A 21,179-nucleotide genomic window follows, 5' to 3' on the forward strand; every position below is an offset into this window, starting at 1 on the left:
CGATAAAATATGCAGTTCGTCGAAAAAATATTTTGACATTAAAATACCGAGGCAATTTTTTCTAAAAACCTAAAAATTATATCGAATTATAAGTTCATCACTTCTAAAATTTAGGAATCGGAAGATAGTGCTTTTTATTCAATTTACACAATCTAAAACCTCCCAAATATTTAGTTTAAAAGCAATTCCATTCCATCTGCAAAACAATGTAATTCTTGAACTCGTCAATAATTCTGCGAAGGTACAGTTTTTTCCTTTTATCACTAGTTTAATTGATATGATTCTAAATTATATTCTCTCGTTAGAAAACCCCAACACAAATCTATCAGATAATACAGAACTGCATGTTAAATTAATTTTAATTAAGCGATAAGTTTAGAGGCTAATTCTCCTAAGTTTTAAATTATTCCATCTAAATAGATTGATTCACAAAAATAAACCGTACTTTTGCAGCCGCATTTTTAGCAGCGCAATCGATTCTGCCACAATTAATTCACAAAATTTGTGTGCAAATCTTGACATTTACAAGGAGAAGCTTTACAATGAAAGCATCCTTTTTCAGTGATATTGACTGATTTTTAAGACACAGAGTCATAAAGAAGATACGAGATGAAGAAACTAAGAAACATTGCAATTATCGCTCACGTTGACCACGGTAAAACCACCTTGGTTGATAAAATGATAATGCACAGTAACATTTTTAGAAAGAATGAAAATCCGGGTGACCTTATCCTTGACAATAACGACCTGGAAAGAGAGAGAGGTATTACCATTTTATCGAAAAACGTATCTCTTGAATACAAGGATGTGAAAATTAACATCATCGATACCCCTGGTCACTCCGACTTTGGAGGAGAGGTTGAGCGTGTTTTGAATATGGCAGATGGAGTACTTTTATTGGTAGATGCCTTTGAAGGAACCATGCCTCAAACTCGTTTTGTATTGTCTAAAGCGCTTGCATTAGGCCTTAAACCTGTAGTTGTTGTAAACAAAGTTGACAAACCAAACTGTCGTCCTGAAGAAGTACAGGAGCAAGTGTTCGAACTAATGTTCAACCTTGAAGCTACAGAAGAACAGCTTGATTTCCCAACTATTTATGGTTCTGCTAAAGAAGGTTGGATGTCGAAAGATTGGAAAAAACCAACCAATGACATTACCGCTATTCTTGATGCAATTATTGAATACATTCCTGAGCCAAAAGTTTTGGAAGGGACACCACAAATGCTTATTACATCTCTTGACTTCTCGAACTATGTTGGCCGTATTGCCGTAGGTAGAGTTCATCGAGGTGAATTAAGAGAAGGCATGAATGTTAGCCTTGCCAAACGCGATGGTAGCATTAAAAAATCTCGTATAAAAGAATTACACGTATTTACCGGTTTAGGTAAAGAAAGAGTATCAAGTGTTAAATCTGGTGAACTTTGTGCTTTAGTAGGTATCGATGGTTTTGATATTGGGGATTCAATTTGTGATGTAGAAAATCCTGAACCATTGGATCCAATTGCTATTGATGAGCCAACAATGAGTATGTTGTTTACCATTAATAACTCTCCATTTTACGGTCAGGATGGTAAATATGTAACCTCTCGTCACCTGATCGATCGTTTGGAATTAGAATTAGAAAAGAATTTGGCTTTACGCGTTGTTCCAACTGATTCGGCCGATTCATACAATGTATTTGGTCGTGGTGTACTTCACTTGTCTGTATTGATAGAGACTATGAGACGTGAAGGTTACGAACTTCAGGTTGGACAGCCACAGGTAATTATTAAAGATATAGCTGGTGAAAAATGTGAACCAGTGGAGATTCTATACATCGATCTTCCGGAAGATGTATCAGGAAAAGCCATCGAATTAATTACTCAGCGTAAAGGTGAAATGTTAACCATGGAACGTAAGGCTGATCGTATTCACCTTGAATTCCACATTCCATCGCGAGGAATTATTGGCTTAAGAAACCAGATTTTGACTGCAACTGCAGGTGAAGCTGTAATGTCGCATCGTTTCCACGAGTATCAAGCATTCAAAGGTGAAATTCCAGGACGTATTAATGGTTCATTAATTGCAATGGAAACAGGTACTACATTTGCTTATGCATTGGGTAAACTACAGGATCGTGGTAGATTCTTTGTAGCTCCTCAAACCGAAATTTATAAAGGACAGGTTGTGGGTGAAAATACTCGTGCTGGTGATTTGGATATCAATGTTACCAAAACAAAGAAGCTTACCAACATGCGTACTTCAGGTACTGATGATAAGATTAGATTGGCTCCTCCAGTGATTTTCTCATTGGAAGAAGCTTTAGAGTATATTCAAGGTGATGAATATGTTGAAGTAACGCCAAATAATATCAGACTTCGTAAGATCTTACTTTCTGAACACGACAGAAAAAGAGCTTCGAAAGAATAGATAAGCTAAACAATTGAGATATACACAAAGGAACTTTATTTATAAAGTTCCTTTTTTTTATGCCCTAATATTAACCTGAGTTCGATTTCGGAAAGCATTTGCCTCTAATTACTGACCTCAACTACTTTCAGATACTTTATCTATTTGATAGCTACAATCAGCCGTTGGCGTTTGATCATTGACTTTTCTACTTTTTCACTTTTCTACTTTTTCACTTTTCTACTTTTCTACTTTTTTACTTCATGAATAGACTTTCAAATAAAACTTACTTTATTCTAATACAATTGGCGGGACATATTTCTGCAGCTTTCTGATTTTGTTCTAGCTCATCATCAAAAAGATCAAGTACAAATTCATCTTTTACGAGGTTTGCTCCCAATAAATCACATTTCCCATCACTCTCATTCATAAGCCAAAATCCAGGTGCCACCCCTACACAATACGCACATCCAATGCACTTACTTCTTTTTTGATACACCTGTTTCATCATCACAAAAATTACTGTTTTAATAAAAATTCAAGAGAATCTCAAATATAGGATAAAATATTTTAAAATTTTTCATCCTGATTTACAGCTAGTTAACGTTTTTGTTTTAAAATATCTAGTACTATGTATTGCATATTACCTTTTTTTGTCCGTATATTTGTAATACAAACTTATAGGTTAGAGATAGTATTATAAAAAAAACGAAGACAAATGAAATCCTTATTAAAAGACAAAATATTGAGATATTCACTCCTGACATTAACAGTAGTAGCTTTCTCCATTGAGTCTAAGGCTCAATTGTTAACAATCGATAAATTTCTTCTACCATTTTTTAAAATCGAATACAATAATAGCGGTGAATCTCCAGCAGAGGAAATAACTAATGAGAGAGGATATTTAGATAATGGAATCTTAATCTTTAAAGAAAATCTTAAAGTTTGTAAAGACATCGTATCAGGAAATAAGGAAGATTACATCTCTCCAAAGCTAAACATCGATACATCAGTGAGATGTAAGACTTGTAAGGATACGATCACTGTAAAACAGAACACAACGATAATAACATCAAAAAAGAAAAGATCTAAAAATTTCAGGAATTTCCCTGGTAACATCAGATCAACAATTTAATCAATATAAATATTCCAAGTATGAAAATAGAAAACACAAAAGCCCAAATGCGAAAAGGAGTGCTGGAATATTGTATTCTTTCCATTCTCTCAAAAAGCGATGCTTATGCATCAGATATCATTAAGGAACTTAAAGAAGCCAAAATGATTGTAGTGGAAGGGACACTTTATCCCTTACTAACCAGGCTAAAAAACGCTGGATTATTAAGCTACAGATGGGAAGAGTCAACACAAGGACCTCCAAGAAAGTATTACACAAGTACAGAAGTAGGCAATGAATTTTTAAAAGAACTGGATGGTTCCTGGCAAGAATTGGTTGATGCCGTAAATACGATTAAAAAGTAAGTCCAAAAACTGTTAACACTATGAAAAAGACATTAACAATTAATATAAGCGGAAGTATATTTCACATAGATGAAGATGCTTTTGAAAAATTACAAGATTACCTGCGAACGATCAATAGTCACTATGGCGCTGGCGAAGAAGGAAGAGAAATCATTTCTGATATCGAATCCAGAATTGCTGAGATTTTCCAGGAAAAACTAAGTAGCAAAGACCAGGTCGTAAATGTTGATATGGTTGAAGAGGTAATAACCATTATGGGTAGACCGGAAGAAATTTTCGAAACTGATGATGAAACTACCGAAGATTCACAAAATCAATCACAAACCACAACTACCAGCAGAAAGAAACGTAGATTGTATCGCGATCCAGACAAAAGAGTATTTGGAGGTGTATCAAGTGGTTTATCAGCATACTTTGGTATAGATGTAGTCGTATTCAGATTGCTATTCGTACTCTTCTTCTTCCTTGGTTATGGTTTTGCTTTCCTACTGTACATCATCTTATGGATTGTTGTTCCCAAAGCAACCACTACAAGTCAAAAGCTTGAGATGAAAGGCAAAAAGGTCAACATATCCAATATCGAAGAATCTATTAAAGACGAATACAACGAAGTAAAAGAAAACTTCGATAAAATGAGAGAAAAAAACGGACCTCAGGTAAAAGATGGTTTCGATAGATCTGTTGACTTCCTTGGCTCTGCTCTCCGCTTGGTACTTAAAGTGATTATCATTTTACTCGGTATTGGGTTTATCTTTGCAGGATTTGTTTCGCTTATAAGCTTTATTGGATCGATGATATTTGCTCATAGCTTCTTTGGACCTTTTGCAGATTTCCATTTTCCAGGTGCAATGTTTCCCAAATTATTTCTTGATGGAACAAGCATTACTTTATTTACCATTGGAATCATTGTTGTAATTGCCATTCCTTTAATGCTATTGATTTTTGCAGGAATTAAATTGCTTTTTAACTTCAAAACCAACAACAAGATTATAGGTTTTACAGCTCTGGCAGTTTGGCTTACAGGGATTATACTTTTAATTAGCCTGAGTTTTTCACAGATCAAAGGTTACATGCACAGCAGCACCAGATACTCTGAAAATCAACCAATCGAAAAAATAGCCAATGATACATTGTATTTACAAAGTACAAATAACATTGGAGACCATTGGTATGAAGGCCATATTGACCTGGACAATGTTAAAGTATACATGAATGATGATGAAGAAATTATTGTAGGTGAACCAACTTTGGATATAGAAAGAAGTTATTCGGATAATTTCGAGATCAAACTAAAGAAAAAAGCCCGCGGAAGAACTTTAGACAGAGCTGTGGAAAACGCAGAAGGAATTAATTACAAATGGGTTCAAAATGATTCTATAATCGTATTCAATCAATTTTTCACATTGGAAAATGATTCCAAATGGAGAAATCAAAGATTACATATTACGGTTAAAGTTCCGGAAGGAAAAGTTATTTACCTCGATGATTCAATGAGCAAAATTATTCACGACATCGACAACGTTAGTAACACCTGGGATTTCGACATGCTTGGCGAAAAATGGATCATGAAAAAAGAAGGCTTAAGCCTAGTTGAATAATAAATAGTTGTTCTATCCATGTTTTGCACCGATACCTTTTTCATCTGGAGATCATTTTCTCCTTACGACCAGATGGAAGTCGCCTAAATAAAGCAATGCGGTAATTAGGCAATTCCTGAAGGCTCGTTTCATCACACACAACAATCGGTGCAAACATGGCTAATTTTAAAACAAACATTATGAGAAAATTAGTAGTAATTCTGATTGCAATAGCCCTACCAATCCTTTCACAGGCTCAAACCAAGGGAGAAAAATTACATGCCAAATATTCAAATCTTGATGGCTTCAATAGTTTTAGTTTCGCAGGATCATTCTTAAAAAACCTGGACTTTGACGTCGACGAGGATGAATTGGAGAAAAATGTAACAGGCGATTGTAAATCCATTAAACTCTTAAGTTTTAAACACGAAACCGGCGATGAATCTAAGTTTAAAAAGATTGTAGTATCGCAGCTTTCGAAAGGGAACTCTTACAAAGAAGTGTTGACTGAGGATAGAGATAAAGATAGCGACGAAGTTCATTTCTTTGCCAAAGGAAAAGGAAAGAAGTTTAGCGAATTCCACATCCTTCACTACAATGAACACAGAACATCATTGATTTCATTTTTTGGAGACTTCCATGTGGACGAATTAAAAACTTTGTCGCATTACAGCATCGACAAAGATGAAGAGTAATTAAAACAGTATACTATGAAACGATTATTCAAATCAAGAGATAAAAAGATAGCAGGTGTTTGCGGTGGTATTTCTCAATACATCAATCCGGAACTCGATCCGGTAATTATTAGAGCAGGATATCTAATTCTATCATTATTCAATCCGTTAATGTTGTTGGTTTATTTTATTCTGGCAATGGTGCTACCCGACACAAACTGCGAAACGGTATAAATTTGAATGCGATCTTTACCCCAATTTGGTGAAGAAGGGTTTGTCTTTTTCACCTGCTTTACCAAAAGTATTCAAAAAGTTAGGCCTCTCCCATTTACGGAAGAGGCCTTTTCATTTAATTACCTAAGTTCTATTAAAAATTAAATACTTCTTCCAAGCTCAACTCATGAACATTACCTAATTTTTTAAGTACGTTCATATTGATATCTTTCTTGTTACCAACCACCAAATAACAATGGTTTTTATTGGCAATATGTTCCTTAAAGAATTTGTTCAAATCATCAATATTCTGATTCTTCACCTTCTCGTAAACATCTTTTCGGTAATCATGCTTCACACCTTTTCTAAGGTTACTCAAATATGTCCAGTAAACTCTTTCTTTAGTGATTCGTTCTGATTGAATCTTTTTAAGCATGTTCGTCTTGGCTTCGTTAAATTGCTTCTCCTCGTAAGGCATTTCATTTAACAACTCAACCAATGCTTCAGTAGCATCTTTCACTTTATCAGCGCTTGTTGCAACATATGAGAATGAGTAGCCATAATCATCCAATTTTGAAGGAGTGCTGTAAGATGAAAATGCAGAATATGCAAGAGCTCTTGACTCGCGAATTTCCTGAAAAATAATTGATGCCATACTTCCACCATAATATTCATTGAATAATCTGATTTCTGGCATTAGGTTCATATCCAACTTTTCATCTTTTGCCAACATGATGATGTTTGCCTGCACCATATCATAGTTAACAAAGAAGATTTCATTCTTGGTGTAATCCAATTCAGGATATTTTGTTGGTTCCGGAATTTCTTTTAACTGCTCCGAAACTTTATGCTTTGCCTTTAAATTCTCAGCAATTTGTTGTTTTCCTTCAGCTCCATAATAAAATACTCTATGTTTATAGTCTTTCAGCTGTGACAACATTTCAGTTAACTGATTTGGATCCACACTTCTTAATTCATCTTCCAACAAGATATCTGTATAAGGCGATTTTTTTCCATATTTTGCGTAACTATACATTGCACCCCACAAAATTTCACCCTTGTTTAGCTTACTGTCTGCACGATCCTTAATAATACCATCAACATACTTTGAGTAAGAATCACTCTCAGCCTTGGCATTGGCCAACACATGTTCCATTAACTCTACTCCTTTGTCGAATGATTTTTTCAAACCAGAGATATATACATAGCATCTGTCATCACCAGCTTCAACACCAAAGGATAAACCATACTTAAACAATTCTTTTTGCAATTCAGCAGCCGAATACTTATCGGTTCCAATGTATGGCAAGTAATTTACAGCTATAGGCAACATTTTATCATGATTTTTACCCATTTCGTAAATGTAAATCAACTTGAATAGCTCGTTCGATTTGTTTTCCAAGTAATCGTAAGTTACACCAGGTTTCAGCTCTTCCGACTGGATTTCTTTTTCAAAATCAACCCACAAAGGTTTTAATGCAGGAGTTTCTTTTGCTGTTAGTTCCTTATAAAATTCCGATTGTTTTTTGCGGTCGATTTTAACTGGAGTAATAGCCGGCTTTTCAACCTTTACAACCTTATTATCCTCACCTTTTCTCTTGTAAACTACAACATAGTTGTTATTGTAGTGCTTGTTTGCAAACTCAACCAATTGTTCTTTTGTTACCAATTCAAGTTCATCAAGCATTTTTAGGTTATCAGCCCAAGCTACATTGTTTGCAAAAGCAACTGCAAATTCATGAGCTCTTCCATTTGATTCCTGTCCTCTAATTTTACCCAAACGATAATCATTAATTACAGCCTCAAGCATCCAATCTTCAAACTCTCCTTTTTTGATTTTTTCGATTTCACCAAGAATCAATTCTGTTACTTCTTCCATTTTTTGACCCTGACGAGGAACCCCATAAAATGAATGCATTCCATAGTCAATATTAAAACTTGCGTAACAACCAGCTCTTAGCACTTTTTGTTTCTGATTCAGGTTCAAATCCATTAAACCCGCTTTTGAATTATTTAAGATCCCATCAATGAGAGTTACAAATTTCTGATCTTCCGAACCAATTCCATCAAATCTGAATGCCATTGATAACCTTTCTGCATCAGGACCAAATACTTCTTTAACAATTGGCTTTGTAATTGGATCTTCTACCGGAGCAACAAACTTAGGAACCTCTCTTGATTCTAGTTTTCCAAAAGTCTGATCAATTAATTTAATGGTCTCTTCAAAATCCAAATCTCCAGACATGGCAATTGCCATATTGTTAGGAACGTAATAAGTATCAAAATACTTGTGAATATTTTCCATCGATGGATTTTTAAGATGCTCAGCTCTTCCCAATGTAGTTTGTGTTCCGTAAGGGTGTTTTTTATACAAACCAGACATTAAGGCATAACGCAACTTTCTAAAGTCATTATCCTGAGACATATTAAACTCCTCATAAACCGTTTCCAATTCGGTATGGAATAAACGAAGAACCAGTTTACTAAACCTTTCTTTTTCGATATTCAACCATTTCTCAAGTTCATTCGATGGAATATCATTCATATAAACTGTTCGTTCGTAAGTAGTATAAGCATTAGTTCCCTTAGCACCAATTGATGACACCAGCTTATCATACTCGTTTGCTACAGCAAACTTTGAAGCCAAAGCAGATATACTGTCGATTTTTGCATAAACTTTTGCTTTTGCCTCTTTTGTAGAGGCTAACTTGTGCTCCTCATACAAATCAGAAATCTCATGAATTAAGGCTTCCTCTTTTTGCCAATCTACAGTACCAAAATCATCAGTACCTTTAAACATCATATGCTCTAAATAGTGAGCAAGTCCTGTAGTTTCTGAAGGATCATAGGTAGAACCAGCTTTTACCGGAATAAAGGTTTGAATTCTTGGAGCGTCTCGATTAACGGATAAGTATACCTTTAATCCATTGTCAAGAGTGTAAATTCTTACTCCCATGGGATCATTGGTAACTGTTTCGTACCGATAACCATTCTTGTCTGTGTTTTGAACAGTTTGATACTTTTCCTTTGGCGTGCAAGCAAATAAAATTACTCCCAACATAAAGGCAAAAAGAACATTAACTTTCTTCATTGTTTGTTTGGTTTTAAATGATCATGTCAACCACACAACATCCACAAACCCTTCTATTCGCAAAAGATTTTAAACCTTGTGCGATCCACATAACCTGTTTTGGTTTAGTTTATTAATCTTCGAAGTATATTATAATATAATCCGTTAATTGTTAAATTTACAAATTGCCTTATATTTACATATCTTTTTTTACATTTTTTAACTAAAGCCTTCGTTATTTAAATTCGATTTAAACTTTTTATATATTATTAACAATCAATCAAGATAGATAATCGTATTTTTGCAGCGTAAAAAGTAAACTAAACAGATGAAAAAACTAAATGCCCTAATATTGATATTGTCCCTTACAACTTTTATCAATAACACTTTTGCCCAAGTCAACACTCCTTACATACACCATAAAGAGTTTCAGGTAGCTGACAGCAATAAGCTGTTTTTTCGTTTCGAAAACCTAAACTTTGTAAAAAACAACGAATATAGTGGTGAGTTCTCAAAAGGTGCTACCTGGATTGGATATGTTGCATCACCCAAGCTAGTTTATTATCCAAGTTCTAATTTTAGAATTGAAGCTGGCGTTCGTCTCCAAAAATATTCGGGCAGAGAAGATTTTACTGAAACAGAACCTATATTTTCGGCTATCTATAAACCTTCGGATAAAATTGAGTTTATTATGGGTAGTTTAAATCAGAACAACAACCATAATCTTTCCGAACCAATGTTCGAACCAGAAAGATACTTTATGGAAACTGCCGAAAATGGATTTCAATTCTTATACAATGCGCCCAAATTGCAATTTCAAACCTGGATAAACTGGGAAAAGTTCATTTTAGAAAATGATCCTTTTCAAGAAAGATTTACCTTTGGTTTATCAGGAAACTGGCAAGTAAACCAATCTTCTAAGACCAAGTTATCTATACCGCTTGAGGCGATTTTTACACATCGTGGTGGTGAAATTGATAGTTCGGAAGGATCGGTTCAAACCGTAGGGAATTATGGCTCGGGACTTGTATTGACGAAAAACATATCGAATTCAAAAATTACATCATGGTATGTAAAAGCAATGGGCTATTTCTTTTCGGATAACTCCTCAGTAAAAGACTACCTATTCGATAAAGGACATGCGTTTTATCCACAAGTGGGTATCACAACAAAAAAGTCTAAACTAAACCTGGGTTACTGGAACGCATATCATTTTGCATCTTCACGCGGATCAAAATTATTCCAATCTATCGCAATGGATACTCCAGGATATTTCGAAGACAGAAGAGAATTGGCTACACTAAACTATTACCACGAGCATAAAATTGCCAATGGCATTCACTTTGGTGGCAAATTAGATGTTTACTATGATCTTAAAAATTCTTCGGAGAATTGGGCTGCTGCCATCTACCTAAGAATTAATGGTGATTTCTTCCTGAAAAAAATCACGTGGCAGTAGTCACATGGTCTTTATAAAAATTACAAACAATTCTGTACCTAAACTAAAAAACGGCACCTACACAATAATAAAGGAAACTTATTTCTCCTAGAACTCTCTGATTAACAGAACACAACCGCCAACAATAAACCTCATTCTGTCAAACAAAATTACAGCTCCACCAAAATAAACGTTTATTATAAATCTAATTTCTTAACTGTTTTATAAATTTAAGTATTATTAAACAGTTTATTGCTTTTGCATTTTACAATACCAAAGCACATTTTAACCGCTTAAAATACGAATAAAGAAAAGAAATATCGCCTCAAATCTCTCATACTTACCTTATAACTATAAATAAGGATTGTTTTAACTAAAATTTTATGATGTAAATACAAAGCTAACGATTCATGAAATATTTAAAACTTGACGAAAAAGTAGCTCAATTCTACAAATTAATTCATAGTGGTTACAAAGCAAGCCCCAAAGAATTTGCTAAAAAACTGTATTTATCGGAGCGCACATTTTACAGGATACGTAATATCGTTGAAAAAAAATATGGTAATTTAAAGTACGACAGAACCAATCGTCAATATTATTTTACTGATAAGAAAGTCTAAACCTGTTCAACCATTTGGGTAATGTTACACGAATTTCAATGTAAAATGTCATGTAACACTGGTTTTATATCTTACAATAATCTGCCCCCCATATTATTAGGGAGTTAATGCCGACAGATTTTTAAAAGAGCAGGTTAAACACAGTGAAAACATGCGATATCTTAGAAGCAAAGCGTTATTACTAATAATAGTTGGATAACTATGTAACTGTTCAATATAAACCAAGATTTACAGAAAATCAACAAACACATCGCCATCCTGGTATTAGTTGAATTAATCATACTGTACGCAGTGATTATTAACCTAATAAACACCAAAAAGTATCTTGCTATTGCATTTGTCATTACCAGAATTTTAATTCATCAATCCCTAAAAAAATAATCTCTTTACCACTGTAATGATGAAATGGGCAATTTCATATTGTGAATGTTCAGATATTAAAAATCACCCCCCACCACAAAAAAGAAGCCTCATTTAAAGTCCTAATTTAGAATAATATAAAAAATTATTATCTGAAATATGTAAAACCTACTACCAACAATATTCTTACAACACTATCTGGACTAAATAAAAATTTACTCCCTGCCACATTATGGCACTATATTAACATAATTTGTATTTATAATTTACAGTAGTTAACTTTATAGTGCATACCCACAGTTACTTCGTGGCAATGTGGGTGAATTATTTTTTATCAAATTAAAATATAAAATTATGAGAAAATTACACGTAGAAGAAATGGAGAAGTTTGAGGGAGGTATTGTTTGTGCTGTAGTTGGGGCAACACTAGGAATATTATTCACCCCAGTTGTTGGTGTCGCGTCTGGCATTCTTTGTCATATGACTTATGGTGCTTATGACGCTTACTAATTAATTCCTTTAGCTGCCTTAGTTTCCGAATAATCTTACCTCATTCATCAATTAAGGCAGCTTTTATATTTTCCTGATGACAAAATACGTACAGCTTAGAATAAGACAATTAATAAACATATTGAAAGACATAGGATTTTTATATGGCTTATTAATTTTATGTGCCTTTTTTGTGCTAATGTTGGCAATTAACAGCCAATTACAAAAAGTAACAATTAATAATCTTGAGTTTTTTGTATTTGCATGTCATTTTATTTTATTAATAACAATACAAGCCAATAGAAGAGATCTGTTTTTTTTAAAGACAGTTTTTAAAAGTATTTATTTGCTGCAAGTTTTTGATTACCTGATTATCTCTTTGCCTTTCCTGTGGATCTGTTTTTTGAATAACTGGTCAATGTTGCAATTGGCTACACTCCCAAATATTCTATTCATACCATTAGTAAAAAGTTCTAATAAAAACCCATTTAAACTGCTAAAAAAAGCATCAACATTATGGATTTTATATAATAATTATGAATGGATTGCCGGAGTTAGGAAATTCTATTTGAGCATTACTCTTTTAATTATTTTAACAATTAGTTTTTCCTGGCATTCTTATCTTTCATTAATTTTTCTTGGGTTTTATATTCTTTTAATTCAAGGATTCTACAAGTATTTTGAACCAAGCATATTTCTTGAATGTCAGAATTTATCAGCAAATAAACTGTTAAGAAGAAAAATAACAGAACACATAAAATTAAATGGAATTTACTTTCTCATATCCCTTCCATATATAGTACTAAATTTTAATAACACTTATTTGATTGCAATCTTATTTGCTTTTTCAGTTGTACTTATTGTTTGGTTTAATATTTCAAAATACTATTACTACAAGCCTAATTCTCACTCTTTCAAAAATGAATTAATTGGCAGTATAATAGGTGTTTGTATTTTTCCATTTAGCTTTTTACTGTTCGTTTCAATTGTTTTTCTCACCTATTATTTCAAACCTGCTATTAATAACCTAAAAAACTTTACAAATGATTGATATTAAGAATCTAACGGTAAGATATGGAAGTAATCTTATCTTTAATAATTCAAGTGCATATTTTCAAAAAGGAATGTGTTATGGAATTTTAGGATTAAACGGTTCTGGTAAAACAACACTATTTAATGTTCTTTACAAATTTAAAAATTACCAAGGCACTATTACCATTAACAAAAAAAAAGTTAAGCGATCAAATATTGCCTACCTACCTTCAGAGAACTACTATTACTACAATCTTACCGGTAGAGAATATCTTAGTATTTTTTCAAAAAAAAGTAATCAAAAGAAAGTTAATGAGTTCCAAGCACTTTTTAATCTTCCTTTAGACAAGTTTATAAAAGAATATTCATCTGGAATGAAAAAAAAATTGGCTCTGGTTGGAATTCTACTCCTCAATCGAAATATATTTCTATTAGATGAACCATTTGAAAATCTTGACGTTGACTCTTTATATATATTTCAAGAAATCATAAAAATCCTTAAATCAAAAGGCAGAACAATTATCATATCATCTCATAATATTAATGTATTGGAAGGGGTGTGTGATACATATTACTTTATAGAAAATCAAGGAATAAATGAACTAGCTGATTGCAAGAAAATTTACATTAGAGATACATTGAAAAACAAATATGATGATTTAATGAAAGAGATTATCCTCTAACCATACTCAATAATTCAATTTCAGAGATTTACAATTCCCCAAAAACAGAAAATAATTAATATTCAAATTTGATTTTAAGGATCATATGAAATTATCAATACAAAATATTACTAATGGTACATTGTTCTTCTGTATTATATTATTTCAATTTGCAATATTTTTTCTTTTAAAAGAAACATTATCTCTAACCAAACTACTACAACTTAGCTTAAAGGATCAAATAGGAAGTGATCGAATTGCAGAATTGATTTCAAATTATTCAAAGTGGGAATGGGTAAATTACATTTTGCTCCCATTTATTTTGCTCATAAAAATTGGAATAATAACAACTTGCTTAAAAATTGGGACTATCCTATTAAATTATAAAATAAAGAAACTTTTACATACTGTCTTACTTGCAGAATTTGTATTCTTATTCATGATTTTGTCAAAATACATTTGGCTCTACTGGCATAAGGACATATTAACTTTAGAATACGTCCAAAACTTTTCCCCTCTTGCTTTAAGTAACTTTTTCGATACATTTGAAATTGAGAGATGGATACTCTATCCCTTACAAACCCTAAACGCCTTCGAAATTCTTTACTGGTTCACCCTCTCCTGGTTATTATCCAAAGAATTAAAAATTAAATTCTGGAAATCTTTCGAATTTGTAATGAGTACTTATGGCGTTGGCTTATTAATTTGGATTGTATTTGTTATGTTTTTAACCATTAACCTGAACTGAAATGAAACGGGCAGTTAAACTATTCCTTCTTGTTCTTATTTTAGGAGTTCTTGCCTACATGGCAATTAATATTATTGGCACTGCAAAAGAAAAAGAAGCAATTACCAGGCGCATACAAAACCTACCTGTGTTTAGTTTTACCGATTTATACAATGAGGTTTTTGAAAGTAGTTTTATACCGGAAAACCAGGCCTGTTTGCTCATGTATTTTCACCCCGAATGTGAACATTGTTGCTACGAGGCAGAACAATTCATCAACTATGCACCCGAATTATCGCCTTACCAAATTGTAATGATATCGTATGATTCTATACCCAACCTGAAGCAATTTGAAGAACAATATCATTTGAATGAGATGGAAAATGTTACCATTCTTCACGATCCTGCTGGTGATTTCCCAAAAATATTCGGAACCAAAATAATTCCTACAAGCTTTATTTACAGCAAAGAACACAAACTGAAAAAGATTTTTAAGGGAGAAGTAAAAATAGAAGCATTACTAAAATACCTGCAAGATGAAGAAGATGCACAATCCTGAAAGAACATTTGTTTTGCAGCATGACCAATCGGATTGTGGTGTTGCCTGCCTGCTCTCCATGGTAAATTATTACAATGGCAACTCCAGCCTGGAAAAAATACGCGAGCTAAGTGGCACAACAAAAACAGGTACAAGCCTTTTGGGATTGTACCAGGCAGCCAATCAATTGGGTTTTGATGCAGAAGGTTGCGAAGCCAATATTAAAGAGCTGATAAAACATGCCCGGCCTGTAATTCTTCACCTGTTACTCGAAAATAACTTACAGCACTATGTAGTGTGTTACCAATACGAAAATGAAAAATTTGTTATTGGCGACCCCGGAAAAGGCATTGTACAGTACAACAATGAAGAACTGGAAAAAGTATGGAAATCGAAAGCCTGCCTGACTCTTGAACCCGGTGAAAATTTCACAAAAGCCAAAGACATTAAAAACAATAAGCTAAAATGGATTAAAAACCTTATAAAAGAAGATATCAACATCCTGTCGGTTAGTATTGCCGTAGGAATAGCAATAGCTGTACTGGGAATGGTAATGGCTGTGTTTTCACAAAAACTGATTGACGAAATTCTCCCTTCCAAGGATTTGACCAAACTAATAATGGGAATCGTACTGGCTGTAATTTTACTTGTTGCAAGAGCAGGTTTATCAGCTGTGCGTCAATTTTTAATCATCACCCAAAGTAAGGATTTCAATAACCGAATTATCGACCGGTTTTACAGTACCTTACTTTCCCTGCCAAAGCCATTTTTCGATACCCGTAAAATTGGAGAGCTAACAGCAAGGTTAAACGATACACGAAGAATTCAACAGGTAATCAGCCAAATTGCAGGCAACATTGTTATTGATGCACTAATTGCAATCATATCAATTGTATTCCTTTGTATTTACTCTTTACAAACCGGAATAATAGCTATTGTTGGTCTTCCTCTGTTTTTTATTTTGGTATATCGTTTTAACAGGAAAATAATAGCGGCACAAAAAGAGGTAATGGTATCTTATGCACAAACCGAAAGCAATTACATCAGCACCATGCAGGGAATTTCGGATATCAAAAACTTTAACAAGCAGCGTTTTTTCGCATCCACAAACAAGATGATTTACGGAAGTTTCCAGGATAAAATATTTTCACTGGGAAGAATTAATATTAAACTTGGCTTGTTATCAGGTATAACAGGTGTTTTGTTTCTTGGAGCCATTCTTGCCTACGGTTCTTACATGGTTTATGCTGATAATTTACAGCTAGGTGAGCTGATGGCCATTCTCAGCATTAGCTCAAGCCTGTTGCCTTCGGTCGCAAGTTTAGCATTGGTTGCAATCCCGGTTAACGAGGCCAAAGTTGCTTTTAACCGAATGTTTGAATTTGTTTCACTGAACCCTGAACAGGAAGATTCCGGCCTTCAAATCCACAGGTTTGAATCTTTGGAAATTAAAAATCTCAATTTTCGCTTTCCCGGCAGAAAGCAATTGCTTAGCAATATCAACATCAGCCTGAGAAAAAATGAATTGATCTCAATCGTAGGGGAAAGCGGTTGCGGAAAAAGCACACTTTGCCAGGTTATGGAAAAATTTTACCCCCGTGAAAGCGGGTCTATATTAATTAATGAACAATACGAACTAAATGAAATCAGTACAACAAACTGGAGAAGCATAGTTGGTGTTGTACCACAGGAGATACATATTTTTAATGGAACGGTGCTCGATAACATCTGCCTGGCAAATGCAAACGAAGAGGCCGAACAGGCTTTGAAATTTTGCAAAAAATATGGCTTTCATGATATTATTGAAACATTCCCTCAAAGCTATCTAAGCATTGTAGGCGAAGAAGGCATTAATTTATCAGGCGGGCAAAAACAGGTTATAGCACTGGCAAGAGCTTTATACAAAAAACCACAATTGTTAATTTTAGATGAAGCAACTTCAGCAATGGACCGCACAACCGAACTGTTTACTCTTCAGCTTTTGGAAAGGCTTAAAAAAGAGATTGCCGTTGTTTTTATTTCGCACCGCTTGCACATTCTTCACAATATAAGCAACTGCATATATATCATTGAAGAAAACACAATTAAGGCTAAAGGAAACCACCGGGAACTGATGAGTTTTAATAACCTGTATTCTCAATACTGGAAAAATATTGCCCATGTTCAACAGACTGTTATTTGAAGAAATATTCCACTCCTTAAAACAACACAAGTTGCGTAATATTTTAACCGGCTTTGGTGTTGCCTGGGGAATTTTTATCCTAATCATCCTTTTGGGAGCAGGAGAAGGTTTGCACCAGGGGGTAATGAAATTATTTGGTGGTTTTGCACAGAATAGCTTTTGGGTTTACGGGGGGCAAAGCTCAATAAACTCAGAAGGGCAAGCTGAGGGAAAGCAAATCCTTTTTACCGATGAATTCATTGATCTTATCAAGAAAAGATATCGGGAGATTGAAAATATTTCTGTAGAATATTCTTTAGGTAATTTAAATGTAATCCATCAATACAAGTCAGGAATTTTCCCAGTTATTGGAATTAATAAAGGGTACTTTAAGATTAAACTGCTTAAAAATGAAAGCGGGCGCTTATTTAATGTAAATGATTTTAATCATTGTAAACATGTAGCTGTAATTGGAGAAAAAGTAAGGAAAACACTATTTCCTAACTCAAATGCCATTGGCAATTCCATAAATATAAATGGCAGCTTTTTTCTAGTGATTGGAATTTTAGAATCCGGGTCAATATTTAATCAAAATGATCAGAACAGTATTTTTTTACCCGTTGGAACTATAAACAATAGCCTTTCTAAAACAGAACATTACACGAAGTTTGGTTTTACCTTAAAAAGCAATGTAAAAAGCCGTTCGTTTGAGTCTCTGTTTAAAAAATTCCTTGCCCGCAACTTACGTTTCGATCCTTTAGATGAAAAAGCAATATTCATCTTCAACTTCGAAGAACAGGTAAAGAGTTTCAATAAACTTTTTACTGTTTTAAAGGCTTTCCTTTGGTTTATCGGTGTCTGTTTCCTGATTAGCGGAATGGTAGGCATAGGCAATATCATGCTAATCATTGTTAAGGAAAGAACAAAAGAAATTGGAATTCGAAAAGCAATAGGAGCAACACCCAAAAGCATTATTCAACTCATCCTCCTGGAATCAGTTGTGATAACTGTATTATCGGGACTTATAGGAATGATATCGGGGATAGGCATCATACAACTGGGCAATCTCATATTAAATTTTACCAGTAATGATCCTGATTCGATTTTCACACAATTTACCATTAATATACCAATGAGTATAGGAGCTTTGATTTTATTAATAATTACCGGCTGTTTGGCAGGATTGATTCCCGCAAAAAAGGCAGTGGAAATTTTACCGGCAAAAGCACTTAATTACGGACAAATGTAATATCATGAGTACAGGTTTTAAAATAATATTCTCGCTGGTTCTTCTTTCCATTATCGCTCTGGTGATTTACCTGAAAGTAGAGAATAATACCAAATTGAAAAATACCGAAACAGAACAACCGCAAATTAAATCAATAAAAATTGAACGACTTATTTCCGGTGTTCTGGAGCCTGCCAGGGAAATTTCAATCAAACCACAACTGTCGGGAATACTGGATAAATTGTATGTTGAAATTGGAGATAAAGTTAAAAAAGGAGAACAAGTTGCAAGAATTAGGATTCTGGCAGATCCCAATAACCTGGAAATTTCTCAAAAGAATCTTAAAACATCATTCATCAGGTTACAAAATGAAAAGAAAAAATATGAACGCAACCAATCTCTTTTCAGGAAAAATATTATTCCGCTTGTAGAAATCGAAAAATCGGAAGAGACCTATCAACTGGCACAGGAGGAGTACAAGTCGGCTAAAATTCAACATGAAATTATCCAACAAGGATTTTCAACAAAACAAAAAGAGGTTTCGAACATCGTAACTGCAACATCAAACGGAACCATACTTGAGCTACCATTGCGCGAAGGCTCTTCGGTTATTGAGAGAAACACCTACAACGAAGGAACAACAATAGCTGTGATTGCCGACCTTGAAAATCTAATCTTTAAAGGATTTGTAAACGAAAATGACATCTTATACCTGGAGAAAAACAAATTGTTAAATGTGAACATTCCGGCCCTTCACAATTTTAAATCAAATGCAAGCTTATCAAGAATTTCGCCAAAGGGTAGTAAGCAAAACGGGATTATGAAATTTGAAATTGAAGCTAAAATCAAAATTTCAGATCAAACAAAAATGATTCGTTCCGGTTATAGTGCAATAGCCAATATTGTTTTACAGAGCAAAGATTCCATACTAACAGTTAGTGAACGAAATTTAATTTTTAAGGGAGATTCCTCTTTTGTAGAAATATTAACTAAAGATTATACAACAGTAATGAAAGGGGTAAAAACCGGCCTGTCCGACGGCTTACGAATAGAAATACTGGAAGGATTAAGTGACAAGGACAGGGTAAAAGTGCAAAACAATTAATTCCCGAACCTTAGCCTAATAACCTGAGTTCGATTCAACCAACAGGTAGCGATAAGCTTTATTTTTCCAGATTTCACCAGCATAATCGATATTAATACGAGGATGATGCGTAAAACTGCATTGTTGCCCGTCATCCTCAAGCCATAACCTTTCGGACAAAACTAAATCCTCTCCATAATAAGTCTTATCCAAATTTAGAATTCGCCCTACTCTACCAGGACCATTTATTTTCTCTACTCCCCTAACCAAAATGGCTTGAGGTTTATTTACTGGTCCAGTTACAATATTAAGTAGCCAATACATTCCATAAATCAAATATACATACACCAAACCACCTTCAGCATACATTACTTCGGTACGGGCTGTACGTCCCTTTGCCGCATGACATGCCAAATCTTCTTCACCTATATACATTTCAATCTCGGTAATTCTGAATTTTTCGATTTCTCCATCGGGTTTCCTGTGCACAATCAATTTCCCCATCAATTCTTCAGCAACTAATTTAATGTCACGTGTAAAAAATTCTTTTTCCAATTTTTCTATCATCAGAATCTATTTCAAAATAAAACATTCCCAAAATAACAATTTCACATCTTACCAACTGCATATCAAAGAATCAGAAATCATTTTGTATTAAAAAAAGAGCAAAAATTACAGGTGAAGCAAAAATTATTTCATACTTTTGCAGTGAAATTGTGACGATGGGCTTTCTTGAGAACGAATCCCTCCCCAACATGTTGATTTGACTACCCTTAGCAAGTACCAAATTCAATACTGGGTAATATATCAATTTTGATTTTTTGATACACTTAATCACTCCACATCATCCCGATTATCCACAACTGGTTAAGTATCCATCAATTAATCAAGAAAAAAATTGGTGTATTTGGGAGATTCTTGTACTTTTGCAAGCCAATTTGGAATAATTGTATTAAAGTATTAATTATTAAAAGTTTTAGAAGTGGATACATTAAGTTACAAAACTGTTTCTGCTAACGAAGCAACTGCTAACAAAGAGTGGGTTGTTATCGATGCAGAAAATGAAGTGTTAGGTAGACTTGCTTCGAAAGTAGCTAAACTACTTAGAGGTAAATACAAGCCTAACTACACTCCTCATGTTGATTGTGGAGACAACGTGGTTATTATTAATGCTGAAAAGGTTCGTTTGACTGGAAACAAAATGACTGACCGTCAGTATTTCTCTTACACTGGACACCCAGGTGGACAAAGAATTAAATCTCCTGCTGACCTTATGGCTAAGCACCCTGAGAGATTGATTGAAAAAGCTGTAAAAGGTATGCTTCCTAAAAACCGTTTAGGTAGAAAGCTTTACACTAACCTTCACGTTTACGTAGGTGGTGAGCACAAGCACGAAGCACAACAGCCAAAGAAATTAGATTTAAACACTATTAAATAAG

The 21,179-nt window shown here is 34.0% G+C and carries 19 protein-coding genes; 16 read left to right on the forward strand and 3 right to left on the reverse strand.

The genetic code is table 11. The annotated features are described in order from the left end of the window. The first annotated feature begins 609 nt into the window (after positions 1-609). The gene (typA, locus tag NQ163_RS16390) at positions 610-2,409 is read left to right on the forward strand and encodes a translational GTPase TypA (RefSeq protein ID WP_268191415.1); all 1,800 of its coding nucleotides are present in this window, start codon (positions 610-612) and stop codon (positions 2,407-2,409) included. Positions 2,410-2,674: 265 nt separating this feature from the next. Here typA and NQ163_RS20835 read toward each other — a convergent pair whose 3' ends face one another. Next, positions 2,675-2,899 (reverse strand): ferredoxin, encoded by a 225-nt coding sequence (locus NQ163_RS20835; protein WP_120238219.1) that lies wholly within the window; start codon positions 2,897-2,899, stop codon positions 2,675-2,677. 207 nt (positions 2,900-3,106) lie between these two features. Between NQ163_RS20835 and NQ163_RS16395 the strand changes: the two genes are divergently transcribed. The 5 genes from NQ163_RS16395 (at position 3,107) to NQ163_RS16415 (ending at position 6,352) form a co-directional block, all read left to right on the forward strand. Next, positions 3,107-3,523, forward strand: a complete 417-nt coding sequence (locus tag NQ163_RS16395) for a hypothetical protein (protein ID WP_268191416.1) — start codon at positions 3,107-3,109, stop codon at positions 3,521-3,523. 20 nt (positions 3,524-3,543) lie between these two features. After that, a complete protein-coding gene (locus NQ163_RS16400; RefSeq protein WP_054715551.1) occupies positions 3,544-3,867 on the forward strand; it encodes a PadR family transcriptional regulator in 324 nt (107 codons plus the stop codon). Between the two features lie 20 nt (positions 3,868-3,887). Continuing rightward, positions 3,888-5,465, forward strand: coding sequence for a PspC domain-containing protein (locus NQ163_RS16405; protein WP_268191417.1), 1,578 nt, complete (start codon positions 3,888-3,890; stop codon positions 5,463-5,465). Between the two features lie 179 nt (positions 5,466-5,644). Next, positions 5,645-6,139, forward strand: a complete 495-nt coding sequence (locus NQ163_RS16410) for a DUF4252 domain-containing protein (protein WP_268191418.1) — start codon at positions 5,645-5,647, stop codon at positions 6,137-6,139. A gap of 15 nt (positions 6,140-6,154) precedes the next feature. Continuing rightward, entirely contained in the window at positions 6,155-6,352 is a 198-nt protein-coding gene (locus NQ163_RS16415) for a PspC domain-containing protein (RefSeq protein WP_268191419.1), read from the forward strand. A gap of 133 nt (positions 6,353-6,485) precedes the next feature. Here the strand turns inward: NQ163_RS16415 and NQ163_RS16420 are convergent, their stop codons facing one another. After that, a complete protein-coding gene (locus NQ163_RS16420) occupies positions 6,486-9,422 on the reverse strand; it encodes a M16 family metallopeptidase (protein WP_268191421.1) in 2,937 nt (978 codons plus the stop codon). A 307-nt stretch (positions 9,423-9,729) separates the two neighbouring features. Between NQ163_RS16420 and NQ163_RS16425 the strand changes: the two genes are divergently transcribed. The 9 genes from NQ163_RS16425 to NQ163_RS16465 all read left to right on the forward strand — a co-directional run bounded on the left by NQ163_RS16425 (position 9,730) and on the right by NQ163_RS16465 (position 19,761). After that, on the forward strand, positions 9,730-10,860 hold the full coding sequence (locus NQ163_RS16425; RefSeq protein WP_268191422.1) for a hypothetical protein: 1,131 nt from the start codon (positions 9,730-9,732) through the stop codon (positions 10,858-10,860). Positions 10,861-11,249: 389 nt separating this feature from the next. Next, positions 11,250-11,459, forward strand: coding sequence for a hypothetical protein (locus NQ163_RS16430; protein WP_268191423.1), 210 nt, complete (start codon positions 11,250-11,252; stop codon positions 11,457-11,459). A 714-nt stretch (positions 11,460-12,173) separates the two neighbouring features. Further along, positions 12,174-12,329, forward strand: coding sequence for a hypothetical protein (locus NQ163_RS16435; protein ID WP_268191424.1), 156 nt, complete (start codon positions 12,174-12,176; stop codon positions 12,327-12,329). A gap of 76 nt (positions 12,330-12,405) precedes the next feature. Next, positions 12,406-13,359: a hypothetical protein gene (locus NQ163_RS16440; RefSeq protein ID WP_268191425.1), complete on the forward strand. Its 954-nt coding sequence runs from the start codon at positions 12,406-12,408 to the stop codon at positions 13,357-13,359. Further along, on the forward strand, positions 13,352-14,023 hold the full coding sequence (locus tag NQ163_RS16445) for an ATP-binding cassette domain-containing protein (RefSeq protein WP_268191426.1): 672 nt from the start codon (positions 13,352-13,354) through the stop codon (positions 14,021-14,023). Before NQ163_RS16440 ends, NQ163_RS16445 begins: the two co-directional genes overlap by 8 nt. A 728-nt stretch (positions 14,024-14,751) precedes the next feature. Then, positions 14,752-15,288: a peroxiredoxin family protein gene (locus NQ163_RS16450; protein WP_268191427.1), complete on the forward strand. Its 537-nt coding sequence runs from the start codon at positions 14,752-14,754 to the stop codon at positions 15,286-15,288. After that, a complete protein-coding gene (locus NQ163_RS16455; RefSeq protein WP_268191428.1) occupies positions 15,266-17,449 on the forward strand; it encodes a peptidase domain-containing ABC transporter in 2,184 nt (727 codons plus the stop codon). The genes NQ163_RS16450 and NQ163_RS16455 overlap by 23 nt, the downstream gene beginning before the upstream one ends. Then, positions 17,427-18,677 carry an ABC transporter permease gene (locus NQ163_RS16460; protein WP_268191429.1) on the forward strand — a complete coding sequence of 417 codons (1,251 nt, stop codon included), beginning with the start codon at positions 17,427-17,429 and terminating at the stop codon, positions 18,675-18,677. The genes NQ163_RS16455 and NQ163_RS16460 overlap by 23 nt, the downstream gene beginning before the upstream one ends. Before the next feature lie 4 nt (positions 18,678-18,681). Further along, positions 18,682-19,761, forward strand: a complete 1,080-nt coding sequence (locus NQ163_RS16465) for an efflux RND transporter periplasmic adaptor subunit (RefSeq protein WP_268191430.1) — start codon at positions 18,682-18,684, stop codon at positions 19,759-19,761. Positions 19,762-19,776: 15 nt separating this feature from the next. Here NQ163_RS16465 and NQ163_RS16470 read toward each other — a convergent pair whose 3' ends face one another. Further along, positions 19,777-20,307, reverse strand: coding sequence for a DNA-3-methyladenine glycosylase (locus tag NQ163_RS16470; RefSeq protein ID WP_268191431.1), 531 nt, complete (start codon positions 20,305-20,307; stop codon positions 19,777-19,779). Positions 20,308-20,722: 415 nt separating this feature from the next. Here NQ163_RS16470 and rplM point away from each other — a divergent pair, with 415 nt between their 5' ends. Then, positions 20,723-21,178 carry a 50S ribosomal protein L13 gene (gene rplM, locus NQ163_RS16475; RefSeq protein WP_110363652.1) on the forward strand — a complete coding sequence of 152 codons (456 nt, stop codon included), beginning with the start codon at positions 20,723-20,725 and terminating at the stop codon, positions 21,176-21,178. Position 21,179: the final 1 nt, after the last annotated feature.

The sequence above is a fragment of the Marinifilum sp. D737 genome (genome assembly GCF_026672275.1).
In the GTDB taxonomy this organism is placed as follows: Bacteria; Bacteroidota; Bacteroidia; order Bacteroidales; family Marinifilaceae; genus Marinifilum.